This window comes from Collimonas sp. OK412, from assembly GCF_900112135.1.
GTDB classification, from domain to species: Bacteria; Pseudomonadota; Gammaproteobacteria; order Burkholderiales; family Burkholderiaceae_D; genus Collimonas; species Collimonas rhizosphaerae.
In genome coordinates this window covers 71,045-91,770 of sequence record NZ_FOLC01000008.1, presented here as the reverse complement: position 1 = coordinate 91,770, position 20,726 = coordinate 71,045, and the positions used below count along the sequence as shown (strand labels likewise).

General features: G+C 60.2%; 21 protein-coding genes. 12 read left to right on the top strand and 9 right to left on the bottom strand.

What is annotated here, in order from left to right; translation table 11 throughout:
* Window positions 1-47: 47 nt before the first annotated feature.
* Both BM062_RS10900 and hemL read left to right on the top strand, forming a co-directional pair.
* Window positions 48-899: a bifunctional hydroxymethylpyrimidine kinase/phosphomethylpyrimidine kinase gene (locus BM062_RS10900; protein WP_092396694.1), complete on the top strand. Its 852-nt coding sequence runs from the start codon at window positions 48-50 to the stop codon at window positions 897-899.
* 184 nt (window positions 900-1,083) lie between these two features.
* Complete coding sequence (gene hemL, locus BM062_RS10895) at window positions 1,084-2,367, top strand: glutamate-1-semialdehyde 2,1-aminomutase (RefSeq protein ID WP_092396692.1); 1,284 nt, start codon at window positions 1,084-1,086, stop codon at window positions 2,365-2,367.
* A 43-nt stretch (window positions 2,368-2,410) separates the two neighbouring features.
* Here the strand turns inward: hemL and corA are convergent, their stop codons facing one another.
* The 8 genes from corA to mpl all read right to left on the bottom strand — a co-directional run bounded on the left by corA (window position 2,411) and on the right by mpl (window position 10,825).
* Window positions 2,411-3,376 carry a magnesium/cobalt transporter CorA gene (gene corA, locus BM062_RS10890; protein ID WP_092396690.1) on the bottom strand — a complete coding sequence of 322 codons (966 nt, stop codon included), beginning with the start codon at window positions 3,374-3,376 and terminating at the stop codon, window positions 2,411-2,413.
* Window positions 3,377-3,479: 103 nt separating this feature from the next.
* Window positions 3,480-4,175 carry a monofunctional biosynthetic peptidoglycan transglycosylase gene (mtgA, locus tag BM062_RS10885; RefSeq protein ID WP_092396688.1) on the bottom strand — a complete coding sequence of 232 codons (696 nt, stop codon included), beginning with the start codon at window positions 4,173-4,175 and terminating at the stop codon, window positions 3,480-3,482.
* Window positions 4,176-4,209: 34 nt separating this feature from the next.
* Window positions 4,210-5,031: a shikimate dehydrogenase gene (aroE, locus tag BM062_RS10880; RefSeq protein ID WP_092396686.1), complete on the bottom strand. Its 822-nt coding sequence runs from the start codon at window positions 5,029-5,031 to the stop codon at window positions 4,210-4,212.
* Window positions 5,028-5,927: a TonB C-terminal domain-containing protein gene (locus tag BM062_RS10875; RefSeq protein ID WP_092396684.1), complete on the bottom strand. Its 900-nt coding sequence runs from the start codon at window positions 5,925-5,927 to the stop codon at window positions 5,028-5,030. Before BM062_RS10875 ends, aroE begins: the two co-directional genes overlap by 4 nt.
* A 116-nt stretch (window positions 5,928-6,043) precedes the next feature.
* Entirely contained in the window at window positions 6,044-8,131 is a 2,088-nt protein-coding gene (locus tag BM062_RS10870; protein ID WP_092396682.1) for a ribonuclease catalytic domain-containing protein, read from the bottom strand.
* An 8-nt stretch (window positions 8,132-8,139) separates the two neighbouring features.
* Window positions 8,140-8,829 carry a chorismate--pyruvate lyase family protein gene (locus BM062_RS10865; protein WP_092396680.1) on the bottom strand — a complete coding sequence of 230 codons (690 nt, stop codon included), beginning with the start codon at window positions 8,827-8,829 and terminating at the stop codon, window positions 8,140-8,142.
* Window positions 8,829-9,431: a YqiA/YcfP family alpha/beta fold hydrolase gene (locus BM062_RS10860; protein ID WP_092396678.1), complete on the bottom strand. Its 603-nt coding sequence runs from the start codon at window positions 9,429-9,431 to the stop codon at window positions 8,829-8,831. Before BM062_RS10860 ends, BM062_RS10865 begins: the two co-directional genes overlap by 1 nt.
* Window positions 9,428-10,825, bottom strand: coding sequence for a UDP-N-acetylmuramate:L-alanyl-gamma-D-glutamyl-meso-diaminopimelate ligase (gene mpl, locus BM062_RS10855; RefSeq protein ID WP_092396676.1), 1,398 nt, complete (start codon window positions 10,823-10,825; stop codon window positions 9,428-9,430). The genes BM062_RS10860 and mpl overlap by 4 nt, the downstream gene beginning before the upstream one ends.
* 174 nt (window positions 10,826-10,999) lie before the next feature.
* Here mpl and BM062_RS10850 point away from each other — a divergent pair, with 174 nt between their 5' ends.
* The 10 genes from BM062_RS10850 (at window position 11,000) to BM062_RS10805 (ending at window position 19,350) form a co-directional block, all read left to right on the top strand.
* Window positions 11,000-11,641: a hypothetical protein gene (locus BM062_RS10850; RefSeq protein WP_092396674.1), complete on the top strand. Its 642-nt coding sequence runs from the start codon at window positions 11,000-11,002 to the stop codon at window positions 11,639-11,641.
* Window positions 11,641-12,162, top strand: a complete 522-nt coding sequence (locus BM062_RS10845; RefSeq protein ID WP_092396672.1) for a TlpA family protein disulfide reductase — start codon at window positions 11,641-11,643, stop codon at window positions 12,160-12,162. The genes BM062_RS10850 and BM062_RS10845 overlap by 1 nt, the downstream gene beginning before the upstream one ends.
* Window positions 12,163-12,291: 129 nt before the next feature.
* A complete protein-coding gene (gene aroQ / locus BM062_RS10840) occupies window positions 12,292-12,729 on the top strand; it encodes a type II 3-dehydroquinate dehydratase (RefSeq protein WP_092396670.1) in 438 nt (145 codons plus the stop codon).
* 125 nt (window positions 12,730-12,854) lie between these two features.
* Window positions 12,855-13,322, top strand: coding sequence for an acetyl-CoA carboxylase biotin carboxyl carrier protein (gene accB, locus BM062_RS10835; RefSeq protein ID WP_092396864.1), 468 nt, complete (start codon window positions 12,855-12,857; stop codon window positions 13,320-13,322).
* 168 nt (window positions 13,323-13,490) lie between these two features.
* On the top strand, window positions 13,491-14,873 hold the full coding sequence (gene accC, locus BM062_RS10830; protein WP_092396668.1) for an acetyl-CoA carboxylase biotin carboxylase subunit: 1,383 nt from the start codon (window positions 13,491-13,493) through the stop codon (window positions 14,871-14,873).
* 42 nt (window positions 14,874-14,915) lie between these two features.
* Window positions 14,916-15,836 carry a 50S ribosomal protein L11 methyltransferase gene (gene prmA / locus BM062_RS10825; RefSeq protein ID WP_092396666.1) on the top strand — a complete coding sequence of 307 codons (921 nt, stop codon included), beginning with the start codon at window positions 14,916-14,918 and terminating at the stop codon, window positions 15,834-15,836.
* Between the two features lie 10 nt (window positions 15,837-15,846).
* Window positions 15,847-17,199: a DUF3426 domain-containing protein gene (locus BM062_RS10820; protein ID WP_092396664.1), complete on the top strand. Its 1,353-nt coding sequence runs from the start codon at window positions 15,847-15,849 to the stop codon at window positions 17,197-17,199.
* A gap of 116 nt (window positions 17,200-17,315) precedes the next feature.
* Window positions 17,316-18,248 (top strand): carbohydrate kinase family protein, encoded by a 933-nt coding sequence (locus BM062_RS10815; RefSeq protein WP_092396662.1) that lies wholly within the window; start codon window positions 17,316-17,318, stop codon window positions 18,246-18,248.
* A 206-nt stretch (window positions 18,249-18,454) separates the two neighbouring features.
* Complete coding sequence (locus BM062_RS10810; RefSeq protein ID WP_092396660.1) at window positions 18,455-18,706, top strand: hypothetical protein; 252 nt, start codon at window positions 18,455-18,457, stop codon at window positions 18,704-18,706.
* Between the two features lie 104 nt (window positions 18,707-18,810).
* Entirely contained in the window at window positions 18,811-19,350 is a 540-nt protein-coding gene (locus BM062_RS10805) for a peroxiredoxin (protein ID WP_092396658.1), read from the top strand.
* Window positions 19,351-19,412: 62 nt separating this feature from the next.
* Here BM062_RS10805 and BM062_RS10800 read toward each other — a convergent pair whose 3' ends face one another.
* Entirely contained in the window at window positions 19,413-20,615 is a 1,203-nt protein-coding gene (locus BM062_RS10800) for an MFS transporter (protein WP_371326579.1), read from the bottom strand.
* Between the last annotated feature and the right edge of the window lie 111 nt (window positions 20,616-20,726).

Here is a 20,726-nt window from a genome sequence, read left to right as displayed (position 1 = left end):
CCTTCAATCAAGTAAAATGCAAAGTCGGATATCTTAATCTACCCGCCGTGCAAAACCAAACTTCTCCACTTATATTGACCTTCGGCGTTGCCGACCCCGTCGGCGCCGCCGGCATCCAGGCTGACCTGGCCACGTTTTCGGCCATGGGCTGCCACGGCCTGTCCGTCATCACGTCGATCCTGATCGGCGACACCGCCCGCATCGAAGACACCCAGCAGATCGACGCTGACTGGGTGGCGGACCAGGCGCGCGTGCTGCTGGAAGACATGCCGGTGTCCGCCTTCAAGGTAGGCGCCGTCGGCAGCATCGAAAGCGTTTCGGTGATCGCCGAGATCGTCTCGGATTATCCTGAAATCCCGCTGATTCTAGACCCTTTTTTATCGGCCATGCCAGATCAGGGTCAAGACAGCGAAGACCTGCTGACCGCCATCCGCGAGCTGCTGGTTCCGCAGACCACGGTGATGCTGGTATCGGCGGTGGAACTGTCGCGCCTGGCAGAGACCTGGCGCGAACCCTCGTCCGAAGACATGATGAGCCTCGATGCCATGCGCATCATCGAACTCGGCTGCGAATACCTGTTCGTGACCGGCACGCCTACGCCGGCGGCCGAAATCGGCAACACGCTGTTCAATGAGTCGGGCGTGGTGCGGCAAGACAGCTGGCCGCGCGTTTCGGGCTCTTTCAGCGGCGCCGGCACCACCCTGTCGGCAGCGATCGCAGCGATGCTGGCCAACGGCCTTGACGTGCCGGAAGCGGTGTCCGAGGCGCAGGAATTCACCCTGGCGGCCGTCACCGCCGCGCAACGGCTGGGCATGGGCAAGCTGATCCCCGATCGTTATTTCTGGGCCCGCGAAGAGGGGCTGGAGCGGCATGACGAGGATGGCGGCGAGATCCCCTGACAACCAATTACCCTCTCTCCAGAACCTCAAGTATTTTTTTGAATTCCGCATCCTATTTTTTTCTTTGCAATTTAACCGTTTTTCCTAATCAGTTGAGGACAGAGCCGCCCGGGTAGGGTAATTCGCCACGCTGCGGTGGCTCTTAAACCCTACCCGGGCGGCTCTTTCCCGCAATTATTAAATTATGACTTCCAATAACGACACTTTGTTTGCCCGCGCCCAGCTGACCACTCCCGGCGGCGTCAATTCGCCGGTGCGCGCCTTCCGTTCGGTAGGCGGCACGCCGCGCTTCATCACGCGCGCCGAAGGCCCGTATTTCTGGGACGCGGACGACCGCCGCTATATCGACTACATCGGCTCCTGGGGTCCGGCGATCGTCGGCCACGCCCATCCGGCCGTGATCAAGGCGGTGCAGGAGGCCGCCGCGCGCGGCCTGAGTTTCGGCGCGCCGACCCAGGGTGAAATCGAGATCGCCGAAGAGATCTGCAAGCTAGTGCCGTCGATCGAACAGGTACGCCTGGTCTCGAGCGGCACTGAAGCCACCATGAGCGCGCTGCGCCTGGCGCGCGGCGCCACCGGCCGCGACAAGATCGTCAAGTTCGAAGGCTGTTACCACGGCCACGCCGATTCGCTGCTGGTCAAGGCCGGCAGCGGCTTGCTGACCTTCGGCAATCCGACTTCGGCCGGGGTGCCGGAAGATTTCGTCAAGCATACCCTGGTGCTCGACTACAACAACGCCCAACAGTTGGAAGACGCCTTCAAGGACATGGGCGACCAGATCGCCTGCGTGATCGTCGAGCCGGTGGCCGGCAACATGAACCTGGTGCGCGCGACGCCGGAATTCCTGCAGACCATGCGCCGCCTGTGCACGCAGTACGGCACCGTGCTGATTTTCGACGAAGTCATGTGCGGCTTCCGGGTAGCGCTGGGCGGCGCCCAGGCGCTGTACGACATCAAGCCCGACATCACCGCGCTGGGCAAGGTGATAGGCGGCGGCCTGCCGGTGGCGGCCTTCGGCGGCCGCGCCGACCTGATGGGCCACATGGCGCCGCTGGGTCCGGTGTACCAGGCCGGCACGCTGTCCGGCAATCCGGTAGCGGTGGCGGCCGGCATGAGCACCCTCAAGCTGATCCAGGAGCCTGGTTTCTACACCAGGCTGGGGACGCAGACCAGCAAGCTGGTCAACGGCTTGAGCGCGGCGGCGAAAGAAGCCGGCGTCACCTTCAGCGGCGACGCGATCGGCGGCATGTTCGGCTTGTATTTCGCGGCGGCGGTGCCGGATAGTTATGCGACAGTGATGGCGTCCAACAAGGACCTGTTCAACAAATTCTTCCATGCCATGCTGGACGCCGGCGTATACCTGGCGCCGTCGGCGTTCGAGGCGGGTTTCGTATCGGCGCAGCACGACGACGCGGTGATCGAGGCCACCATCGCCGCGGCGCGCGGCGCATTCGCGCAGCTGGTTTAAGCTGCACGCGGGGCGGTTTCCCGCCCTGCTTTTCAATCTATCTTCAGTTCAGCCAGCCGCGCCGGCGGAAATACCAGAACGGCGTGATCGCCGAGCACACCATCAGCACCAGCGCAAACGGATAACCGAGCGCCCAGTCGAACTCCGGCATGAAATGAAAATTCATGCCGTAGATGCTGGCGATCAGGGTCGGCGGCAAGAACGCCACCGAGGCGACCGAGAAAATCTTGATGATCTTGTTCTGGTTGATGTTGATGAAACCGACCGTCGCATCCATCAGGAAGTTGATCTTGTCGAACAGGAAAGCGGTGTGGCCGTCCAGCGATTCGATATCGCGCAGGATCTGCCGCGCATCTTCAAACTGGTCCACGCTCAGCAAGCGGCCGCGCATCAGGAAACTCACCGCGCGGCGCGTATCCATCATGTTGCGCCGGATGCGGCCGTTCAAGTCTTCCTCATGCGCCATGGCGCTCAAGGCTTCGGCCGCGGCCTGGTCCGTCAGTTTCTTTTGCAGCACGCGCTGGCTGACCTCATCCAGCTGCTTGTATACGCCCTCCAGGGCGTCGGCGGAGTACTCGGCATCGGTCTGGTACAGGTCCAGCAATACGTCCTTGTAATCGCCGATAGACCCCGGCCGCGAGCGTGCGCGCATGCGCACCAGGCGGAACACCGGCAAATCCTCGCCGTGCAGCGAAAACAATATGTTGCGCGCCAGGATAAAGGCGACCGTGACGGTGGACGACGGGCCGTCGTCCTCTTCAAACAAAAAATCGGTACGCAGGTGCAGGTCGCCGTTTTCGGCTTCGTAATAACGGGCTGACGCCTCGATATCCTTGACCTCGTCTTCCCCCGGCAAGGTCACGCCGTAGATACTCTTGACCCAGGCCCGTTCCTGGTCGTTCGGTTCGGTCAGGTCGACCCATACCGGCTGTACTTTCTCAAGGTCGCTGTGACTCTCGATGTTGACCTGGTTGAGGCGGCCGTTCTGCAAAACAAATACATTGATCATGCTTACCTCGACTGGTATTCAGGGAAGTGGCTTTTCCATTTCCTGCGCCCGGGAATGGCGGTTCGCTGCAAATCAAACAATTTCTGGCAGCGCGTATATTAAGTTAAGGCAATTCAGCCGAGCCCATGCGCCGCAAAATCAGGCCGGTGCGTTGCGACAGATATGCCGAGCCGCGATTCTTGTCGTAAAAGCGCGGCTTCGGCAGCATCACCGCGAGCCGCGCGGCCTGGCTGGCGCCGAGGTTGCTGGCAGAAGTCTTGAAATAATGCTGGGCCGCGGCTTCGGCGCCGAACACGCCGTTGCCCCACTCCACCACGTTCAGGTAGATTTCGAAAATGCGTTCCTTGTCCATCCAGAACTCAAGCATGTAGGTGATGACCAGTTCCTGCCCTTTGCGCAGGTAACTGCGCTCGCCGGACAAGAACAGGTTTTTCGCCAGCTGCTGGGTGATGGTGGAGCCGCCGCGCACAACCTTGCCCTTCTTGGTATTTTTTTCGTAAGCCTGCTGCAGGGCATCCCAGTCGACGCCGTCGTGCTCCGAGAAATTGGCATCTTCCGAGGCGATGATGGCGCGCTTCAGGTTATTCGAAATGCGCGAGTACGGCACCCACTTGAATTGCAGCTGGGCGTCCGGCACGGTTTCATGCAACTCCGACAAGCGATGCCGCATGAAGCTGGTAGAACTGGGATTGTGATCGACCCACCACCCGATCTGCAGGAAAAAATACAGCTGCAGCAGCAGGACAGCCGCGATCAGCAGCATACATAAGCGCAACACAAGCTTGCCGACTGACTTCATCCCGGTTCCCTGCAAATAATTAACTGAACAATGCTTAAAGCTGCGCGCGCAAGGCGGCAAATAATTCATCGGTATGCGGCCGCACCCCGCGCCAGACAAAAAACGATTCGGCCGCCTGCTCCACCAGCATGCCCAGGCCGTCGCGCACCCGGGCGCCGTGGCTGGCAGCGAACTGCATGAAAATGGTCGGCTGGGCGCCGTACATCATGTCGTAGGCCAGCGTGGCCGGGCCGAATACGCTGGCGGCCAGCGGCGGCAGCTCTGCCTGCAGGCTGGCGGAGGTGGCGTTGATCACGAGATCGTACTGCTGCGTTGCTTCGGCAAACCCGCAGGCGTTCAACAGGCAACCGCCGCGCTGTTGCTGGAACTGCTGCACCAGCTGCCGCGCCTTGGCCGCGGTGCGGTTGGCAATCGTCAGCTGCGCCGGCTGGCGCTCCAGCAGCGGCAGCAAGACGCCGCGCGCCGCGCCGCCGGCTCCCAGCAGCAGGATTTTTTTATGCGCCAGTTCAAAGCCGGCATTGCGCACGATATCGGTGACCAGGCCAACGCCGTCGGTGTTATCGCCGAGTATTGCGCCGTCGTCGAATTTCAAGGTATTCACGGCGCCGGCAGCCTGTGCCCGAGGGGTCAGGGCCGTGGCCAGCGCATACGCTTCCAGCTTGAACGGCACGGTGACGTTGGCGCCGCGGCCGCCTTGCGCGATGAACTCCTGCACCGCTGCCGCAAATCCATCGAGCGGCGCCAGCAAGCGTCCGTAACGCATGTCCTGGGCGGTGTCGGCGGCAAAGCGTGCGTGGATGTCGGGCGACTTGCTGTGCGCGACCGGATTGCCGATCACCACGTAAGCAGCGGTCATTGGTTAGCCCCTCCCATCAATTGCGCTTCGAGCAAGCCTTCGCGGGTGAATTCGAAGGTGGAGATCACTTCCCACACATCGTCCTTGCCGCTGCTGCGCATGTTCTCCGGGAAGCGTCCGAACGGAGCCGAGCGTTCAATGATTTTCAGGGTGGCGCGGTCGAGCTCGGGATTGCCGGAGCTGCGCTCGATCCTGGGACCGCCCTCCCTGGTATAGAGCGAGCCGTCCTGGTAAATCGGGATGTACACCACCAGCCGTCCGTACAGGTTCCTGCCGTTCTTTTTCGGGAAATTCAGCGTGCCCAGTTTTTCGACCTTGTCCTGGAACGACTTGTAGTAGGCGGCGTAGCCGACGGCGCGCGTGCTTGGCGTGATCTGCGTCTTTTTCGGCCGCTTGTTGTAATCGTCGATATTCTTGGCGATTTCCGCTTCCTTGCGGGCGATCGCCTTGGCGCTTTCGACCAGGTCGTTGCCGTTAGGCTGCGGCGTGCTGTCGCTGGCCTTGTCGTTGACGTCCATGGCCGGCATCCGCAGCGGCGTTTCCTTGCGCATCTGGGCCAGCATCTGTTGCTGCTGCTGTTCCAGCTGCTCGATGCGGTGCTTGGTGGCTTGCACGTTGTCGCCGTCTTCCGACTTGCGCATATCGGGCAGCGGCGATTTGGCGCGGCCGGCATCGGCGTTGCCGCCGCCGTCCAGGTTGGCTTGCGCCAGCGCCTCCGCCTTGACCGGCTTGGTATTGTGCTTGGCATTGACCAGGATCACTTCCAGCAACGGGTCGGTAGGTTTCAACCTGAACGCTTCCGGCGCGGCAAAGCGCACCGCCAGCAAGCCCGCATGCGCCAACACCGACGCCGCAATGGCGCCGACCAGGATTCGATTTTGGAAAAAGGATTTCACGCGTGAGCTAAAAGTCGCTATAAAAGAGAGGGATTCTACGACAAAGAGAGATGCCCACGGGAAATTTACGGTGGCTTTCTTCGCTTGCCATTATGTGCGAAACACTACACTTGGGTTCATTCCGCGAGTGGCTTGATCTCCTCGATGGCGCTTCCGGGTTCGGCGGCCGTATCACCGGCCGGATCCTCCGGCGGCACGTCAACTATCTCATGCGGCATGTCCATGGCCGCATCCAGTTCTTCGGAAATTTCCTCTTCGTCCTCCGGCTCCAGCTGCTGGGCCTCGGCGCTTGGCGCCGCACAGACTTCCAGCAAGCGCGCCTCGACCGTCAGCTCGACCTCGTCCCAGCGCATGATGTCGAGCTTGACCTGGGTGCCGCGCGCCAGCTGTTGCATGCCAGGCAATTTGATGATCAGCGGGATTTCCGCCAAGCGCAGGATTTCGTCTTTCAGCACCGCCGCGTCGACCTGGCGCGTTCCATGCTGCGCCTGTTCTTGGGCCAGCCAGCGCAAGCACCAGTATCGCTCCATGTTCGACTGGAAGTCGCCATAACCGGAATAAGCAGCGTCGAAACCGGACACGATGGCGAACAGGTCGGCGTCACGCGGCTTGAATGGCGCTACCAGCGGCGCGGCAACCCCGCCTTCGACGCAAGCCAGGATCTGCCACTGGTTGACCAGGTCGGTATACCGGCGCAGCGGCGAGGTGCTCCAGGCGTACTGGTCGACTCCCAGCCCTTGGTGCGGCGCTGCGTGGGTGACCATGCGCACCTGCATCTTGGCGGCCCAGCCGCCGCTGCCGCCGCCCTGCGCGCGGTAGATGCCGGGCACGCCGTGGTCGGACATCAGCTTGCCCCAGCTGCTGTTGGCGAAGATCATCAGTTCCGCCACGATCTTGTCGAGCGGCGCACCGCGCTTGCGGCGCGCAATGGTGACCACATCGTCTTCCACATAGAAATTGAAATCGACACGGTTGTTCTGCTCAGGCCGCAAACCGAAACTTTCGCGCTTGGCCATGCGGCCCTGTTCCAGGACCTGTATCCATTTCCACAACAAGGCGATATCGGCCTTGTGCGGATACTCGCCGGCGTCGTTGGCGAGATTTTCCTCGGTCACCAGCTCGTCCAGCGTGTTGTGGCGCAGGTTAGCTGAAATCGGCACCAGTTCGGCCTTGGTCTCGGTGCTGACCACGCTCCAGTCGGCGGGATCAAGCGTGGCGTACAGGGACAGCGCAGGGCAGTTCTTGCCTTCGGCCAGGGTGAAGGCTTCCACCAGTTCGTCCGGCAGCATGGTGATCTTGTCGCCGGGCATATACACGGTCGACATGCGCTGGCGCGCGATCGCATCCAGCGCATCGCCGCGCTTGATGCCCAGGCCCGGGGCGGCGATATGGATGCCGACACGCACCTTGCCGTCCGCCAGCGTCTGCACCGACAAGGCGTCGTCGATTTCGGTAGTGGTTACATCGTCAATGGAAAAAGCCTGCACCGGCGCCAGCGGCAGCTCCGCCACCGCAGGAATGGCGATCTTGGGAAAGCCGGAACCTTTCGGGAAAAATTCCAGCAGGAACCTGGACAGATGCAGCTGCTTCGGCGAAGCGATGCCGCCCACCGTCAGCATCAAGCGCTGCGGCGATGTCTGCAATTCGTTGCAGGCGGCTTCCAGCGCCTTGTATTCGATACTGTTCTTGTCTGGCTTGAACAGCAGCTGCAGCGCCAGCGGCTTCATCACCTCGGGCAGTTGCCCAGCCTTCAGCTGGGCAACGTATTCGGCCTGGATCAAGGCTTGCTGCCGTTTCTTTTCGATGCCGGCCTGGGCCGCTTTCAGCGACGCTTCCGGCGCCGCCTTGTAGCGGCCCTTGCCCTTTTTATAAAAATAAATCGGCGCCGTGTGCAGGCCCAGCAGCAAACCCGCAGCTTCGGCCGGCAATGGCGCATGGCCGAAATATTCCGCGCCCAGTTCGGCAAAACCGAATTCTTCCTGGCCCGCGACTTCCCACAGGAAATCGAGCTCTATCCCCTGCGCCAGCTGCTGCGCTTCTTCCAGCAGCTGTTGCGGCGTCGGCGCGGTGAATTGCAGCAGCACATCCTTGGACTTGACCTTGCTGCGTTTGCCCGACGGCAGTTCGACCTGGTAGGCCTCGCCTTGCTGCGACAGTACGACACCTGCTTTAAAGTCGCCGGACTCTTCAAAAAATAGATTCATTGCATGCTTTACGTGTGGATTTCTGATGATACCGCTGCCAGCTCTGTTGCAGCGTCAAATGAAGTTTGTTGAAAGGTTGGAACAATCTGCGAGGAAAGACCGGGAGCAGCCGGAGACGGCATCGCCTTCGGATCCGGCCGCACCCTCCGCAATTGTTCGATCTCGGGGAAAAATACTTCTGTCACCAGCATCACGCCGGTCTTACGGCGGAAGGTGGAACGCCTGGCCCACAGCGGATAGGTAAAACCGTCGACGCCGGTAGCGGCGCACATGCGCCGCACCAGCGGATGATCGTGATAGAGCCGGGCGAACTGCAGCTGTCCGCGCGCCACCAGCGGGTCGCCGAACAGCGTGGTCCCTAGCGAGCGCTCGCCCAGCGTACTGAAGAACGGCCATTCGGTAGTGGTTGCATCGAGCGCCACCACGGTATGCCCCAGCACCATCGGGCGGTCGTCGCAACGCAGCAGGACATCCCGCTCCTGCACCTGCAGGCGGCGCGGCAACGCGATCCTTTGCCACTCGTCGGCCAGGCAAAGCGCTCGCTGCTGGCGCAGGCGCTGGACCCGGAACTGCTGGCAATGGGCCATCAGCTTGTAGGTCAGCGAGACGCGGTCAGTCAGCCAGTCGCGCAAATTATCGGAGGGATGGACGCCATTGGCATGGTCATGCCATTGGGCGCAGGTGCGGGAACGCGGCATCAGGTCCTCGCTGCCGGCGCAGGTCCAGCAGCGGCGTCGATTCCGCAAAATGCCAGCACCGCACCGGCATATTCGGTGAATTCGCTGATGCCGTGGTCGCTGCCTTGAATCACCTGCTGCCTGGCCTGCGGATAATGGCCGACCATTTCGCGCCAGTCCAGGACTTCGTCGCCGGTGGCGGCGATCAGGAAATAACGCTCCGGCCTGGTGATGCGGTTTATCTGCAAAGCCTGCAACTCAGCGATGTACTCGCGCTTGAATTCAAATGGCTGGTCGGAATGGTATTGGGTGCTGACGCCGACATATTTTTCCAGGTCGCGCGGCGGCTTGACCGCCGGATTCAGCAGCACCGCGCGGCAGCCGGCCCGCTCGGCCAGCCAGGTGGCGTAATAACCGCCGAGCGAGGAGCCGACCAGGGTCAGTGCGGCAGGATCGCAATCCTTGATGCAGTCTTGCGCCATGGCGATTGCGGCGGCCGGCGAGGCCGGCAGCTGCGGGCACTGGTATTCGGCCGCCCGTCCCAGCTGCTGCATGCGTTCAGCCAGCAGGCGCGCCTTGAACGATTGCGGCGAAGAACGGAAGCCGTGCAGGTACAGGATCATTGCGGACCAGGCGAGAGTGAAGACAAAGCGGCAAGAATCTTTTGATGCACGCCGCCGAAACCGCCGTTGCTCATCACCAGCACCTGGTCGCCCGGCCTGGCGGCCTTGGCGATCGCCGCCACCAGCTGGTCAAGCTCATGGTAAGTACTCGCTTTGTCGCCCAGCGGCTGCAGTGCGGCGGCCAGGTCCCAGTCCAGCGCATCCTTGCCGGCACCCTTGGCGCCGTAGCCGAACACCAGGTCGGCCTCGGCCAGGCTACCCGGCAGCGCTTCTTTCATGGCGCCCAGCTTCATCGTGTTCGAGCGCGGCTCCAGCACCGCCAGGATGCGCGCCGCTCCCGCTTTCTTACGCAAGCCGGCGACGGTGGTGGCGATTGCGGTCGGATGATGGGCAAAATCGTCATATACCGCAATCTGGCGCACGGTGCCGCGCAGTTCCATGCGGCGTTTCACATTTTCAAAGCGCGACAACGCGCTGATGGCCTGGATCGGCGGCACGCCGACATGGCGGGCGGCGGCAATCGCGGCCAAGGCGTTCATGCGGTTATGTTCGCCGCTCAATTCCCACTGCACCGTGCCCTGCGGCTGGCCATCGAGGGCCACTTCAAAGTGGCCGTTGTCCTGCGTGCGCAGCGTCCAGCCTTGGCGGTCGCCGCCGAAAAATTCCTTTTCGCTCCAGCAGCCGCGGTCCAGCACCCGCTGCAATGCCGGTTCGCGGGCATTGACGACCAGCCGGCCGATGCCCGGGATGGTGCGCACCAGGTGATGGAACTGGGTTTCGATCGCAGCCAGGTCGGGGAAAATGTCGGCGTGGTCGTATTCCAGGTTGTTCAGGATCGCCGTCCTGGCGTGGTAATGGACGAATTTGCTGCGCTTGTCGAAAAATGCCGTGTCGTACTCATCGGCTTCGATCACGAAAAACGACGATGGCGCGCCGCCCTTGCCCGACAAACGCGCCGAAATGCCGAAATTCATCGGCACGCCGCCGATCAGGAAACCCGGATCGTAGCCGGCGTCTTCCAGGATCCAGGCCAGCATGGCGGAGGTGGTGGTCTTGCCGTGGGTACCGGCCACCGCCAGCACCCATTTGTCGCGCAGGATGTGCTCGCCTATCCATTGCGGCCCCGAGACGTAAGGCAGGCTGCGGTTCAGGATTTCTTCCATCAAGGGGTTGCCGCGCACCACAACGTTGCCGATCACGTACAGATCCGGCTGCAAGGCGGTCTGTTCCACGCCGAAACCCTGGATCAGGCTGATGCCCTGCGCCTCCAGCTGGGTGCTCATCGGCGGGTACACATTGGCGTCGCAGCCGGTGACTTTATGCCCGGCCTGTTTGGCCAACACCGCCAAACCGCCCATAAAGGTGCCGCAGATGCCAAGGATATGAATATGCATTCTTGAATTTCACTATGCTGAAAAGAGGAATACCGTGATTTTACCTGAGCGGCTGCCGCACCCGTTAGCAGGGCTTGGAAAAAGTGAAATACGGAAAAATCGGCGCAGTTTCGGATTTGCCTTAAGCCAGGTATTCGGGGAGCAAGGGGACGCGCGCAGGCAAATCGATTTATCATGCCGCTCATGGCATCCAATCTCTCACCTGAACTAGAACAGCTGCGCGCGGAAATTGCCGCCGCGGCAGCCCGCATGATTGCCGAAGACGGCGCCGACTATGGCACCGCGAAGCGCAAAGCGGTGGAACTGTGTGTCGGCAGCAAGCGCGGCGGCGGCAAGATCCGTGGCGATTTCCTGCCCGATAACGCCCAGATCGAAGAAGAAGTACGCATATATAACGAACTGTTCTTTGCCGACACGCAACCGGCACGGCTCTTGCATTTACGCCAGATCGCCGCGGAAATCATGGCTGAACTGGTGCAATTCAAGCCTTATCTTACCGGCGCGGTCCTCAACGGCACCGCCGGGGAGCACTCGGATATCCATCTGCATTTGTTTGTCGACAGTCCCAAAGACGTGGAAATTTTCCTTTTTAACAAGAATGTGCAATTCGAGGTCTCGACCGGTACGCCGCTTAAAACCGGCGGTAATAACGACCCAGTGGAAACTGTGAGTTTTATGTATAAAAAAGAGGGGCTGCACCTGACCCTATATGAAACTGACGATTTGCGAGGTAGTATCAGGGCCGCATCCGGGAAACGCGCTGAACGGGCTGACCTGAATACCGTACTGGCCCTGATCGACAAAGAAGAAAATTAATGAAAAGAAATATATTGATATTTGTGCCGATCGCGATCTTATTTTGCGCGATCGGCGTTTATTTTGGCATGCAGCGCCATACGCCGGCTTCACCGGAAAGCGCCGCGGTAGCCAGCCTGCTGGCCCAGGAGATGCCTGACGCCAACGGCAAGGCCAGTAGCTTGTCGCAGTGGAAAGGCAAACCCCTGGTCGTCAATTTCTGGGCGACCTGGTGCGCGCCCTGCGTGGAAGAGATGCCGGAACTGAATGCCCTGCAAATTGAAATAGCCGCAAAAAATATACAGGTTGTCGGCATCGGCATCGATTCTGCGGACAATATCGCGAAATTTGCTGATAAATACAAAATCTCCTACCCCTTGTACGTAGCGGGCACCGGCGCCACCGCATTGCTGCGGCAGTTTGGCAACCAGAGCGGCGGCCTGCCTTTCACGGTATTGATCGGCAGCGACGGCCAGGTGAAGAAAATGTACCTGGGCAGCATCAAATTCGATGAACTGCGAAAAGACTTGGCATTGCTATAAGCTGAAAACTTACTGCAGAAACATTTAACAATGCCGGACCGAAATTTCACAGAAACAAATTTCCCCTTGCCAGTCAACGTCATTTGACGGCAAAATGCGGCCATCGTCGTCAAACGGAGCACCATCTCCATGGCAAAAAATATACTTCTACTCAACGGACCCAACCTGAATCTGCTGGGTACAAGAGAGCCGGAAGTCTACGGTTCGACCTCGCTGAGCGATGTCGAACAGGCAGCTCGGGCCCAGGCAACCGCCGCTGGGGTCCGGCTTGAGCATTTCCAAAGCAATCACGAAGGCGCACTGATAGACCGCATCCATGCGGCCAAGGCAGAAGGCGTCGATGCCATCGTGATCAACCCGGGCGGGCTCACGCATACCAGCGTCGCCCTGCGCGACGCACTGGCTGGCGTGGCGATCCGTTTTATCGAGGTCCACATCTCGAATATCCACCAGCGAGAAGCATTTCGACATCATTCCTATTTATCGGATGTCGCTGTGGGAGTCATTTGCGGTTTAGGCGTGGATGGCTATCGCGCAGCTGTTGATTTTGCCATTAAGAAACTCTAGTTGATATCTAGTTGATAATTTGCAGTAACTCCGGCGTTTTTGCAGATTCCTTGCAACGACGCTGAATGCCTGTCAAAAAAACGAAAAATAGCATTTCATTATTTATATATTCTGAAGGATTGCATATGGATTTGAGAAAACTCAAAACGCTGATCGACTTGGTCGCTGAATCAGACATCGAAGAGCTGGAAGTGACGGAAGGCGAAAGCAAGGTCCGTATCGTCAAGTCGTCTGCATCCCAGCAAAACCAGGTTGTCATGATGCAACCGCAACACCAGCACCCGGCCCAGTACCAGGTTGCCGCGCCGGCGCCGGTGGCTGCCGCCGCAGCGCCGGTGGAAGTGGCTGCCGTGCCGGAAGGCCATGTCGTCAAGTCGCCTATGGTCGGCACCTTCTACCGCTCCTCGGCTCCCGGTTCGCCGGCATTTGTCGAAGTCGGCTCGGAAATCAAGGAAGGCGGCACCTTGTGCATCATCGAAGCGATGAAACTGCTCAATGAAATCGAAGCCGACGCTTCTGGCGTAGTGAAGAAGATCCTGGTGGAAAACGGCCAGCCGGTCGAATTCGGCCAACCGCTGTTCATCATTGGTTAATAGACCTGTACCGAGAGAACTACCGAGTTGCCTGCACGGCGGCATCCGCTTATCCGGGTCCCGCCGTTCCGGTTTCCAGTGCAGCGCCACCCGCCTTTGAGCGACGGCCGTATTGGCAACCCAATGCTTGATAACGCTTAACTCTTAGCGACGCATATACCAATTACTATGTTTGAAAAAATCCTTATCGCCAACCGCGGCGAAATCGCCTTGCGCATCCAACGCGCCTGCCGTGAAATGGGCATCAAAACCGTGATGGTCCATTCAGAGGCAGACCGTGACGCCAAGTATGTGAAACTGGCGGATGAATCGGTCTGTATCGGCCCGGCGCCGTCCAGCCTGAGTTATCTCAACATGCCGGCCATCATCAGCGCTGCTGAAGTGACCGACGCCGAAGCTATCCATCCAGGCTACGGCTTCTTGTCCGAAAACGCCGATTTCGCTGAACGGGTTGAACAGTCTGGCTTTGTTTTCATCGGCCCGCGGCCGGCGAACATCCGCCTGATGGGCGATAAAGTATCGGCCAAACAAGCCATGATCCGCGCCGGCGTGCCTTGCGTTCCAGGTTCGGAAGGCGCGTTGCCCGACGATCCGAAGGAAATCGTCAAGATTGCCCGCAAGATCGGCTATCCGGTCATCATCAAAGCGGCCGGCGGCGGCGGCGGACGCGGCATGCGCGTAGTGCATACCGAAGCAGCGCTGGCCAATGCCGTCACCATGACCAAGACCGAAGCCGGCGCCGCGTTCGGCAATCCGGAAGTGTATATGGAGAAGTACCTGGAGAATCCGCGCCACGTGGAAATCCAGATCCTGGCCGACCAGTTCAAGAACGCGGTCTGGCTGGGCGAGCGCGATTGCTCCATGCAGCGCCGCCACCAGAAAGTGATCGAAGAAGCGCCGGCGCCTGGCATCCCGCGCAAGATCATCGAAAAAATCGGCGACCGTTGCGCCGAAGCTTGCCGCAAGATGGATTACCGCGGCGCCGGCACGTTTGAATTCCTGTATGAAAACGGCGAGTTCTACTTCATCGAAATGAACACCCGGGTCCAGGTTGAACATCCGATCACCGAAATGATCACCGGCATCGACATCGTGCAGGAACAGATCCGCATTGCAGCCGGTGAAAAACTGCGCTTCCGCCAACGCGATATCCAGCTCTCCGGCCACGCGATCGAATGCCGCATCAACGCCGAAGACCCGTTCAAGTTCACGCCGTCGCCAGGCAAGATCCTGTCATGGCATGCGCCTGGCGGCCCTGGCATCCGGGTCGATTCGCATGCATACGCAGGCTATTTCGTGCCGCCGCATTATGATTCGATGGTGGGCAAGGTGATCTCATATGGCTCGACCCGCGAACAGGCGATCCGGCGCATGCAGATTGCGCTGTCGGAAATGGTGGTCGAAGGGATCCAGACCAACATCCAGCTGCATCGCGAGCTGATGATCGACGCCCGTTTCATCGAAGGCGGCACCAACATCCACTACCTGGAACACAAACTGGCCGAACGGCCGGTAGTGGCCAAGGAAACGGATAAAGCGGCAAAGAAATAAAGATTTCCTCCGGGGAGTCTCCATTACACAGTAAGGCATCTGATGAGCTGGACCGAAATTGTTATTGAAGTTGCACTGAGCGACGCCGAAACGCTGTCTGATGCGTTGATGGACGCTGGCGCCTTGTCGGTCTCGGTGGAAGATGCCGACCTGGGAACGGCCGCCGAGCAGCCCTTGTTCGGCGAACCCGGCATGGAACCCAAGGAAGCCGCCTGGCAGCGTAGCCGGGTGGTGGTCCTGGCTGAAGTCGACGCCGACCACGCAGCGATCGTCAGCAACGCCGCCAAGGCATGCGGCGTCGCGGTCCCGCCCTACTCGCTGCGGCCGGTGGCGGCGCAGGACTGGGTGCGGCTGACGCAATCGCAGTTTGAACCGATCCACATCGGCAAGAATATCTGGGTGGTGCCTAGCTGGCACAAAGGGCACGATGGGCCCGACGCCAACGGCCTGATCCTGGAACTCGATCCCGGCCTGGCCTTCGGCACCGGCAGCCATCCGACTACCCGCCTCTGCATGGAATGGCTGGAAATCCATGTACCGCAGCAGAAACCGCAATCGCTGCTCGATTACGGCTGTGGCTCCGGCATCCTGGCCATGGTGGCCAAGAAGCTCGGCAGCGGCTGCACCGTGGTCGGCGTCGATATCGACCCGCACGCCATCGATGCAGCGCGCTACAACAGCGAACGCAACCATTGCGACGTGGCCTATTACCTGCCGGAAGATTTCAGCGCCCGCAGTGCGGTGCAGGTATTCGATATCGTCGTCGCCAACATCCTGTCAGGCCCGCTCAAGCTGATGGCGCCCATGCTGTGCAGCCGCATCGCTGCCGGCGGCAGCCTGACATTGTCCGGCGTGCTGGCGGAGCAGGCGGAAGACGTCATCGCCGCCTATGCGCAGTGGATACCCTTGAGTGTCTGGGCAGAGCAGGACGGCTGGGTCGCGCTGTCCGGAACCCTGAAGTAAGCGGCACGCCATGGCGCTCGCGACCCAATGTCCGCATTGTCAGACCACCTTCCGGGTCGCCAACGACCAGCTGAAGCTGCGCGGCGGCCTGGTTCGCTGCGGCAGCTGCCGCGAAGTCTTCAACGGCATCGAACACCTGGTGCGGCCCGAAGTGGCAGCACCGGTAGCGGCGCCGGAACCAGACGCCATTGCGCCCCTGGTCCACACCTTTGCCGCCGACAAAACACCCGTTGCAGAACCGCAGCATAGCGCGCCGCCGGCTTACATCGCACCGGAACCGGAACCGACGCCGGAACCCGAACCGGCGGTTGCCGTTGCCACAGACCACCCGCTGCCTGTCATCGCGCCTGTCGTCACGCCTGAACCCGGAAGATCCACGGCATCAGGCCGGGTAGAAGCGGCGATTGACGGGCTTGAAGAAGATTTGCGCATCGCCGAAGAAACCAGCCAGTCGGCGCCGGCCGACGTGCACCACACGCCGTTCGGCCTGATCAAGCCATCCGCCCCCATCGTTCCCGGCCAGGCAGCCAGCGATCCGCCAACACCCAATGTCTGGCATCGTCACGTCGACGATGAGGAAGACAAGCAGATGGCGCGCATGACCCTGATGCACGTCGCCGGCCAGGACGACGACACGCTGGCGGCAAGAGCCGGATCGGGCCCTGCTGCCGATGATATCGATGAACTGGACCGCATCATCGATGAATTGCAGCGCAAGCCGTGGCGCGCTGAAAAGGCCCCTGCCGTCGCAAATTCCCAGAACGCGGCTGACAGCGGCGACAGCAGCAAAAAAAAGAACCGCGAAAAAACCGCCGAGCCCGAACCGGCCGCTGCCGACGAACCCGATTTTGTCCTGAGCGCAAGGCGCAAGCAACGTATCGGCGGCACGCTGCGCTGGGCCATGTGGGGCGCCGGTGCGCTGATGCTGGTCGGGCTGGCCGGACAATCGACGTATTTTTTCCGCGACCAGCTGGCGGCGCGCCTGCCGCAGCTTAAGCCGGCGCTGGTCGGCGCCTGCGCGAAAATCGGCTGCAGCGTTGGCCTGCCCATGAGAATCGACAGCATTTCGATCGAGGCCAATGAACTGCAGGCGGTCGATCCTGCCCGCAATCTGTTTTCGCTGAACCTGCTGCTGCGCAACCGCAGCGACACGGTGCAAGCCTGGCCCAATATCGAACTGACCTTGAACGACGGCAGCGAGAAGGCGATCGCGCGCCGGGTATTTACGCCGCGCGACTATTTGAGCCCATCGGCCGATCCGGCCCAGGGTTTCGCCAGCGATCAGGAACAGCCGGTGAAACTGGGCTTTGAGTTATTGCAGCTGAAGGCGTCCGGTTACCGGGTGTATCTGTATTATCCGTAGTGTTAAACTCAGTACAATTATTTTCCTTTGCAATTTAACCGTTTTATCTAATCACTTGAGGACAGAGTAATTCGCCACGCTACGGTGGCTCTTAAACTCTGTCCCGCAAATATAAAATGTCCTCTCTTATCTGCGGTTCACTGGCTTTCGACGTCATCATGCAATATCCGGGGCGCTTCTCGGATTCGCTGCTGGCCGACCAGCTGCACAAGATCAGCGTTTCCTTCCTGGTGCCGACCTTGCGCCGCGACTTCGGCGGCTGCGCCGGCAATATCGCCTATAACTTGAAACTGCTGGGCGGCGATCCGCAAATCATGGCGACCATCGGCCACGACGGCGGCGACTACCTGGCGCGCCTCGACCGCCAAGGCATTTCGCGCAAGACCGTGCGCACCATCGAGTCGATCTATACCGCGCAATGCTTCGTGACCACCGACGCCGACAATAACCAGATCAACGCCTTCCATCCCGGCGCGATGACTTTCTCGCACGAGAACAAGGTAGCCGATGCCGGTCCGGTCAAGCTGGCGATTGTCGCTCCCGACGGCCGTGACGGTATGCTGCAGCATGCTGCCGACTGCGCGGCGCAAGGCATTCCGCTGATCTTCGATCCGGGCCAGGGCATGCCGATGTTCAACGGCGACGAACTGAAGCAGTTCATCGAACTCGCGACCTATATCGCCATGAACGACTACGAAGCCGAAATGCTGGCTTCGCGCACCGGCTTGTCGCTGGCGCAGATCGCCGAACGGGTATCGGCGCTGATCGTCACCCGCGGCGAACTCGGCGCGGAGATATTCACCGCCGGCGGCAAGATCGACATTCCTTGCGTCGAAGCCGAACAGGTGCTGGATCCGACCGGCTGCGGCGACGCCTTCCGCGCCGGTATGCTGTATGGCTTGAGCAACGGCATGGACTGGGCCACCACCGGCCGCCTTTCCAGTTTGCTGGGCAGCATCAAGATTGCGCATCTGGGGCCGCAGAACCACGCGCCGAGCCGCGCAGAAATCGATGAGCGCTTTCATCGTGAATTTGGTTACCGATTGTAAAAGTAGCACATCAAATCCTGTGCTCCGGACTGGTACTGGCCGGAGTATAGGAATAAAAATCCCTCATCTCCCCAGTATCTTCCTCGATTAACAAGACATACTCCCGCAATTGCCGATTCCGGCGTGATACACATCGCCCTGTCCAGCCTGAACTAATCTGCTAGGCTTATATCCAATTTCCATCAGTACCAGGGACGGAGGGTCTCATGAAAAAGCGACTATTAATCGGAGCAACACTGCTGGGCGCAACCATGCTGCTGGGCGGCTGCGTTGCCTATCCGTATGCGGGTGATCCGTACTATGGCGGCTACGGCGGTTATTACGGCGGCGGCTACTATGCGCCGGCGCCGGTATATGTGGGGCCTAGCGTGGACATCGGCTTTGGCTATTCGCGCGGCTGGGGTGGACGAGGCTGGGGCGGCCGCGGTTGGGGCGGCGGCTGGCACGGCGGCCATTAAACGCCGTGTCCGGACACCCCGTCGCAGCCTTGGCCATCACAAGTGATTGGACAAGGCTGCGATCTCGACGCATGATGCTGCTTATCATTCATCCAGGAGTCCTCATGAAACGACTGATTGCCGCTTTATTGGTTTGCAGCGCTGTTGCCGCACCGGCTGTTGCCGCCCTCAAGGCCGGCGAGCAAGCGCCGACGTTTACTACCCAGGCTTCTCTCGGCGGCAAGGTGTTCAGCTACTCGCTGGCCGATGAACTGAAAAAAGGGCCGGTGGTGCTGTATTTTTATCCGGCCGCCTTCACCAAGGGCTGCACCATCGAGGCACATCTGTTTGCCGATGCAGTCGACAAGTACAAGGCGCTCGGCGCATCCGTGATCGGCGTATCCGCCGACAACATTGATACCCTCAACAAATTCTCGGTCAGCGAATGCCGCAGCAAATTCGCGGTTGCCTCCGACCAGGACCAGAAAATCATGAAGTCCTATGATTCGGTGCTGCTCTCCAAGACCAGCTATGCAGACCGCGTATCGTATGTGATCGCTCCCAACGGCAGCATCATCTATGAATACAGCAGCATGGATCCGGACAAGCATGTCGGCAACACGCTGCAGGCATTGGAACAATGGGTCGCCAAGCAAAAAAGATAACGATTTGCGGGACAGAGTTTAAGAGTCGCCGAAGCGCGACGAATTACTCTGTCCTCAACTAATCAGACAGCAGCTTTGCGCCGGTGCCCTTCAAGATTCGGCAGGAACGCTGCCAGCAGGCCGATCAGCGGCAGGAAAGAACAGACCTGGTAGACGAAGCTGATGCTGGTCATGTCGGCCAGCTTGCCCAAGGCAGCAGCGCCGATGCCGCCCATGCCAAAGGCGAAACCGAAAAACAGGCCGGATACGGTGCCGACCTTGCCCGGCACCAGCTCCTGGGCGAATACCAGGATGGCTGAGAACGCGGAGGCCAGGATCACGCCGATCACCACCGTCAGCACACCGGTCCAGAACAGGTTAGCGTACGGCAGCATCAGGGTGAACGGCGCCACGCCGAGGATAGAGACCCAGATCACCAGCTTGCGGCCGACCTTGTCGCCGATCGGACCGCCCAGCACGGTGCCGGCCGCCACCGCAAACAGGAATATGAACAAATGCAGCTGCGCCGACTGCACCGACAGCTGGAATTTGTCGATCAGGTAAAACGTGAAGTAGCTGCTCAGGCTGGCCATGTAAAAGTATTTCGAGAAAACCAGCATCAGCAAGATGCCTACCGAAAACAGCACTTTCTTGCGCGGCAACGCCACGTAATGCTGCTTTGCCTTGGCCGGCCTGTTCTGCGCTTCCTGGCGCTTGCGCTTGTACCAGTTGCCGATCTGCCACAGCACCACGATCGCCAGCAGCGCCGCCGCCGAAAACCAGGCGATGCTGGTCTGTCCATGCGGGATCACGATCCAGGCCGCCAGCAGCGGTCCCATGGAGCTGCCGGCATTGCCGCCCACCTGGAAAATCGACTGCGCCAGGCCATGGCGGCCGCCGGAAGCCATGCGCGCCACCCGCGACGACTCCGGATGGAAAATCGACGAGCCGGTGCCGACCAGGGCCGCCGCGAACAGCAAGATGCCGTAGCTGGGCGCGACCGACAGGATCAGCAGGCCCACCAGCGTGAAGCCCATGCCCAGCGCCAGCGAATACGGCTTCGGATGCTTGTCGGTGTAGAGCCCCACCAGCGGCTGCAGGATGGAGGCGGTGATCTGGTAAGTCAGGGTAATCAGGCCGATCTGCGCGAAGCTGAGATTGAAGTTTCCCTTCAGCAGCGGATAGATAGACAAGATCAGCGACTGGATCATGTCATTCAGGAAGTGGGCAAAACTGATGGCGCCCAGTACGCGAAAACCGGTTTTCTCGGCATCGTGCGATCCCATGGCGGGAGAAATCTGCTTGGCTGCGGTTTGCATGGCGGTGAAATGAATAGTGGCGAATTAGGTACGATGAAAGGCGCAAATGAAACAAGAAACGGCCTGCTTAGGCATCGA

What these genes read in the sequence shown, in the direction of transcription:
- hemL (WP_092396692.1), top strand. Translation starts at nt 1,084, where the DNA reads ATGACTTCCAATAACGACACTTTGTTTGCCCGCGCCCAGCTGACCACT.
- BM062_RS10850 (WP_092396674.1), top strand. Translation starts at nt 11,000, where the DNA reads ATGCCGCTCATGGCATCCAATCTCTCACCTGAACTAGAACAGCTGCGC.
- BM062_RS10820 (WP_092396664.1), top strand. Translation starts at nt 15,847, where the DNA reads ATGGCGCTCGCGACCCAATGTCCGCATTGTCAGACCACCTTCCGGGTC.
- BM062_RS10810 (WP_092396660.1), top strand. Translation starts at nt 18,455, where the DNA reads ATGAAAAAGCGACTATTAATCGGAGCAACACTGCTGGGCGCAACCATG.
- mpl (WP_092396676.1), bottom strand. Translation starts at nt 10,825, where the DNA reads ATGCATATTCATATCCTTGGCATCTGCGGCACCTTTATGGGCGGTTTG.
- accC (WP_092396668.1), top strand. Translation starts at nt 13,491, where the DNA reads ATGTTTGAAAAAATCCTTATCGCCAACCGCGGCGAAATCGCCTTGCGC.
- accB (WP_092396864.1), top strand. Translation starts at nt 12,855, where the DNA reads ATGGATTTGAGAAAACTCAAAACGCTGATCGACTTGGTCGCTGAATCA.
- corA (WP_092396690.1), bottom strand. Translation starts at nt 3,376, where the DNA reads ATGATCAATGTATTTGTTTTGCAGAACGGCCGCCTCAACCAGGTCAAC.
- BM062_RS10870 (WP_092396682.1), bottom strand. Translation starts at nt 8,131, where the DNA reads ATGAATCTATTTTTTGAAGAGTCCGGCGACTTTAAAGCAGGTGTCGTA.
- aroE (WP_092396686.1), bottom strand. Translation starts at nt 5,031, where the DNA reads ATGACCGCTGCTTACGTGGTGATCGGCAATCCGGTCGCGCACAGCAAG.
- BM062_RS10865 (WP_092396680.1), bottom strand. Translation starts at nt 8,829, where the DNA reads ATGCCGCGTTCCCGCACCTGCGCCCAATGGCATGACCATGCCAATGGC.
- BM062_RS10800 (WP_371326579.1), bottom strand. Translation starts at nt 20,615, where the DNA reads ATGGGATCGCACGATGCCGAGAAAACCGGTTTTCGCGTACTGGGCGCC.
- mtgA (WP_092396688.1), bottom strand. Translation starts at nt 4,175, where the DNA reads ATGAAGTCAGTCGGCAAGCTTGTGTTGCGCTTATGTATGCTGCTGATC.
- aroQ (WP_092396670.1), top strand. Translation starts at nt 12,292, where the DNA reads ATGGCAAAAAATATACTTCTACTCAACGGACCCAACCTGAATCTGCTG.
- BM062_RS10805 (WP_092396658.1), top strand. Translation starts at nt 18,811, where the DNA reads ATGAAACGACTGATTGCCGCTTTATTGGTTTGCAGCGCTGTTGCCGCA.
- prmA (WP_092396666.1), top strand. Translation starts at nt 14,916, where the DNA reads ATGAGCTGGACCGAAATTGTTATTGAAGTTGCACTGAGCGACGCCGAA.
- BM062_RS10815 (WP_092396662.1), top strand. Translation starts at nt 17,316, where the DNA reads ATGTCCTCTCTTATCTGCGGTTCACTGGCTTTCGACGTCATCATGCAA.
- BM062_RS10860 (WP_092396678.1), bottom strand. Translation starts at nt 9,431, where the DNA reads ATGATCCTGTACCTGCACGGCTTCCGTTCTTCGCCGCAATCGTTCAAG.
- BM062_RS10845 (WP_092396672.1), top strand. Translation starts at nt 11,641, where the DNA reads ATGAAAAGAAATATATTGATATTTGTGCCGATCGCGATCTTATTTTGC.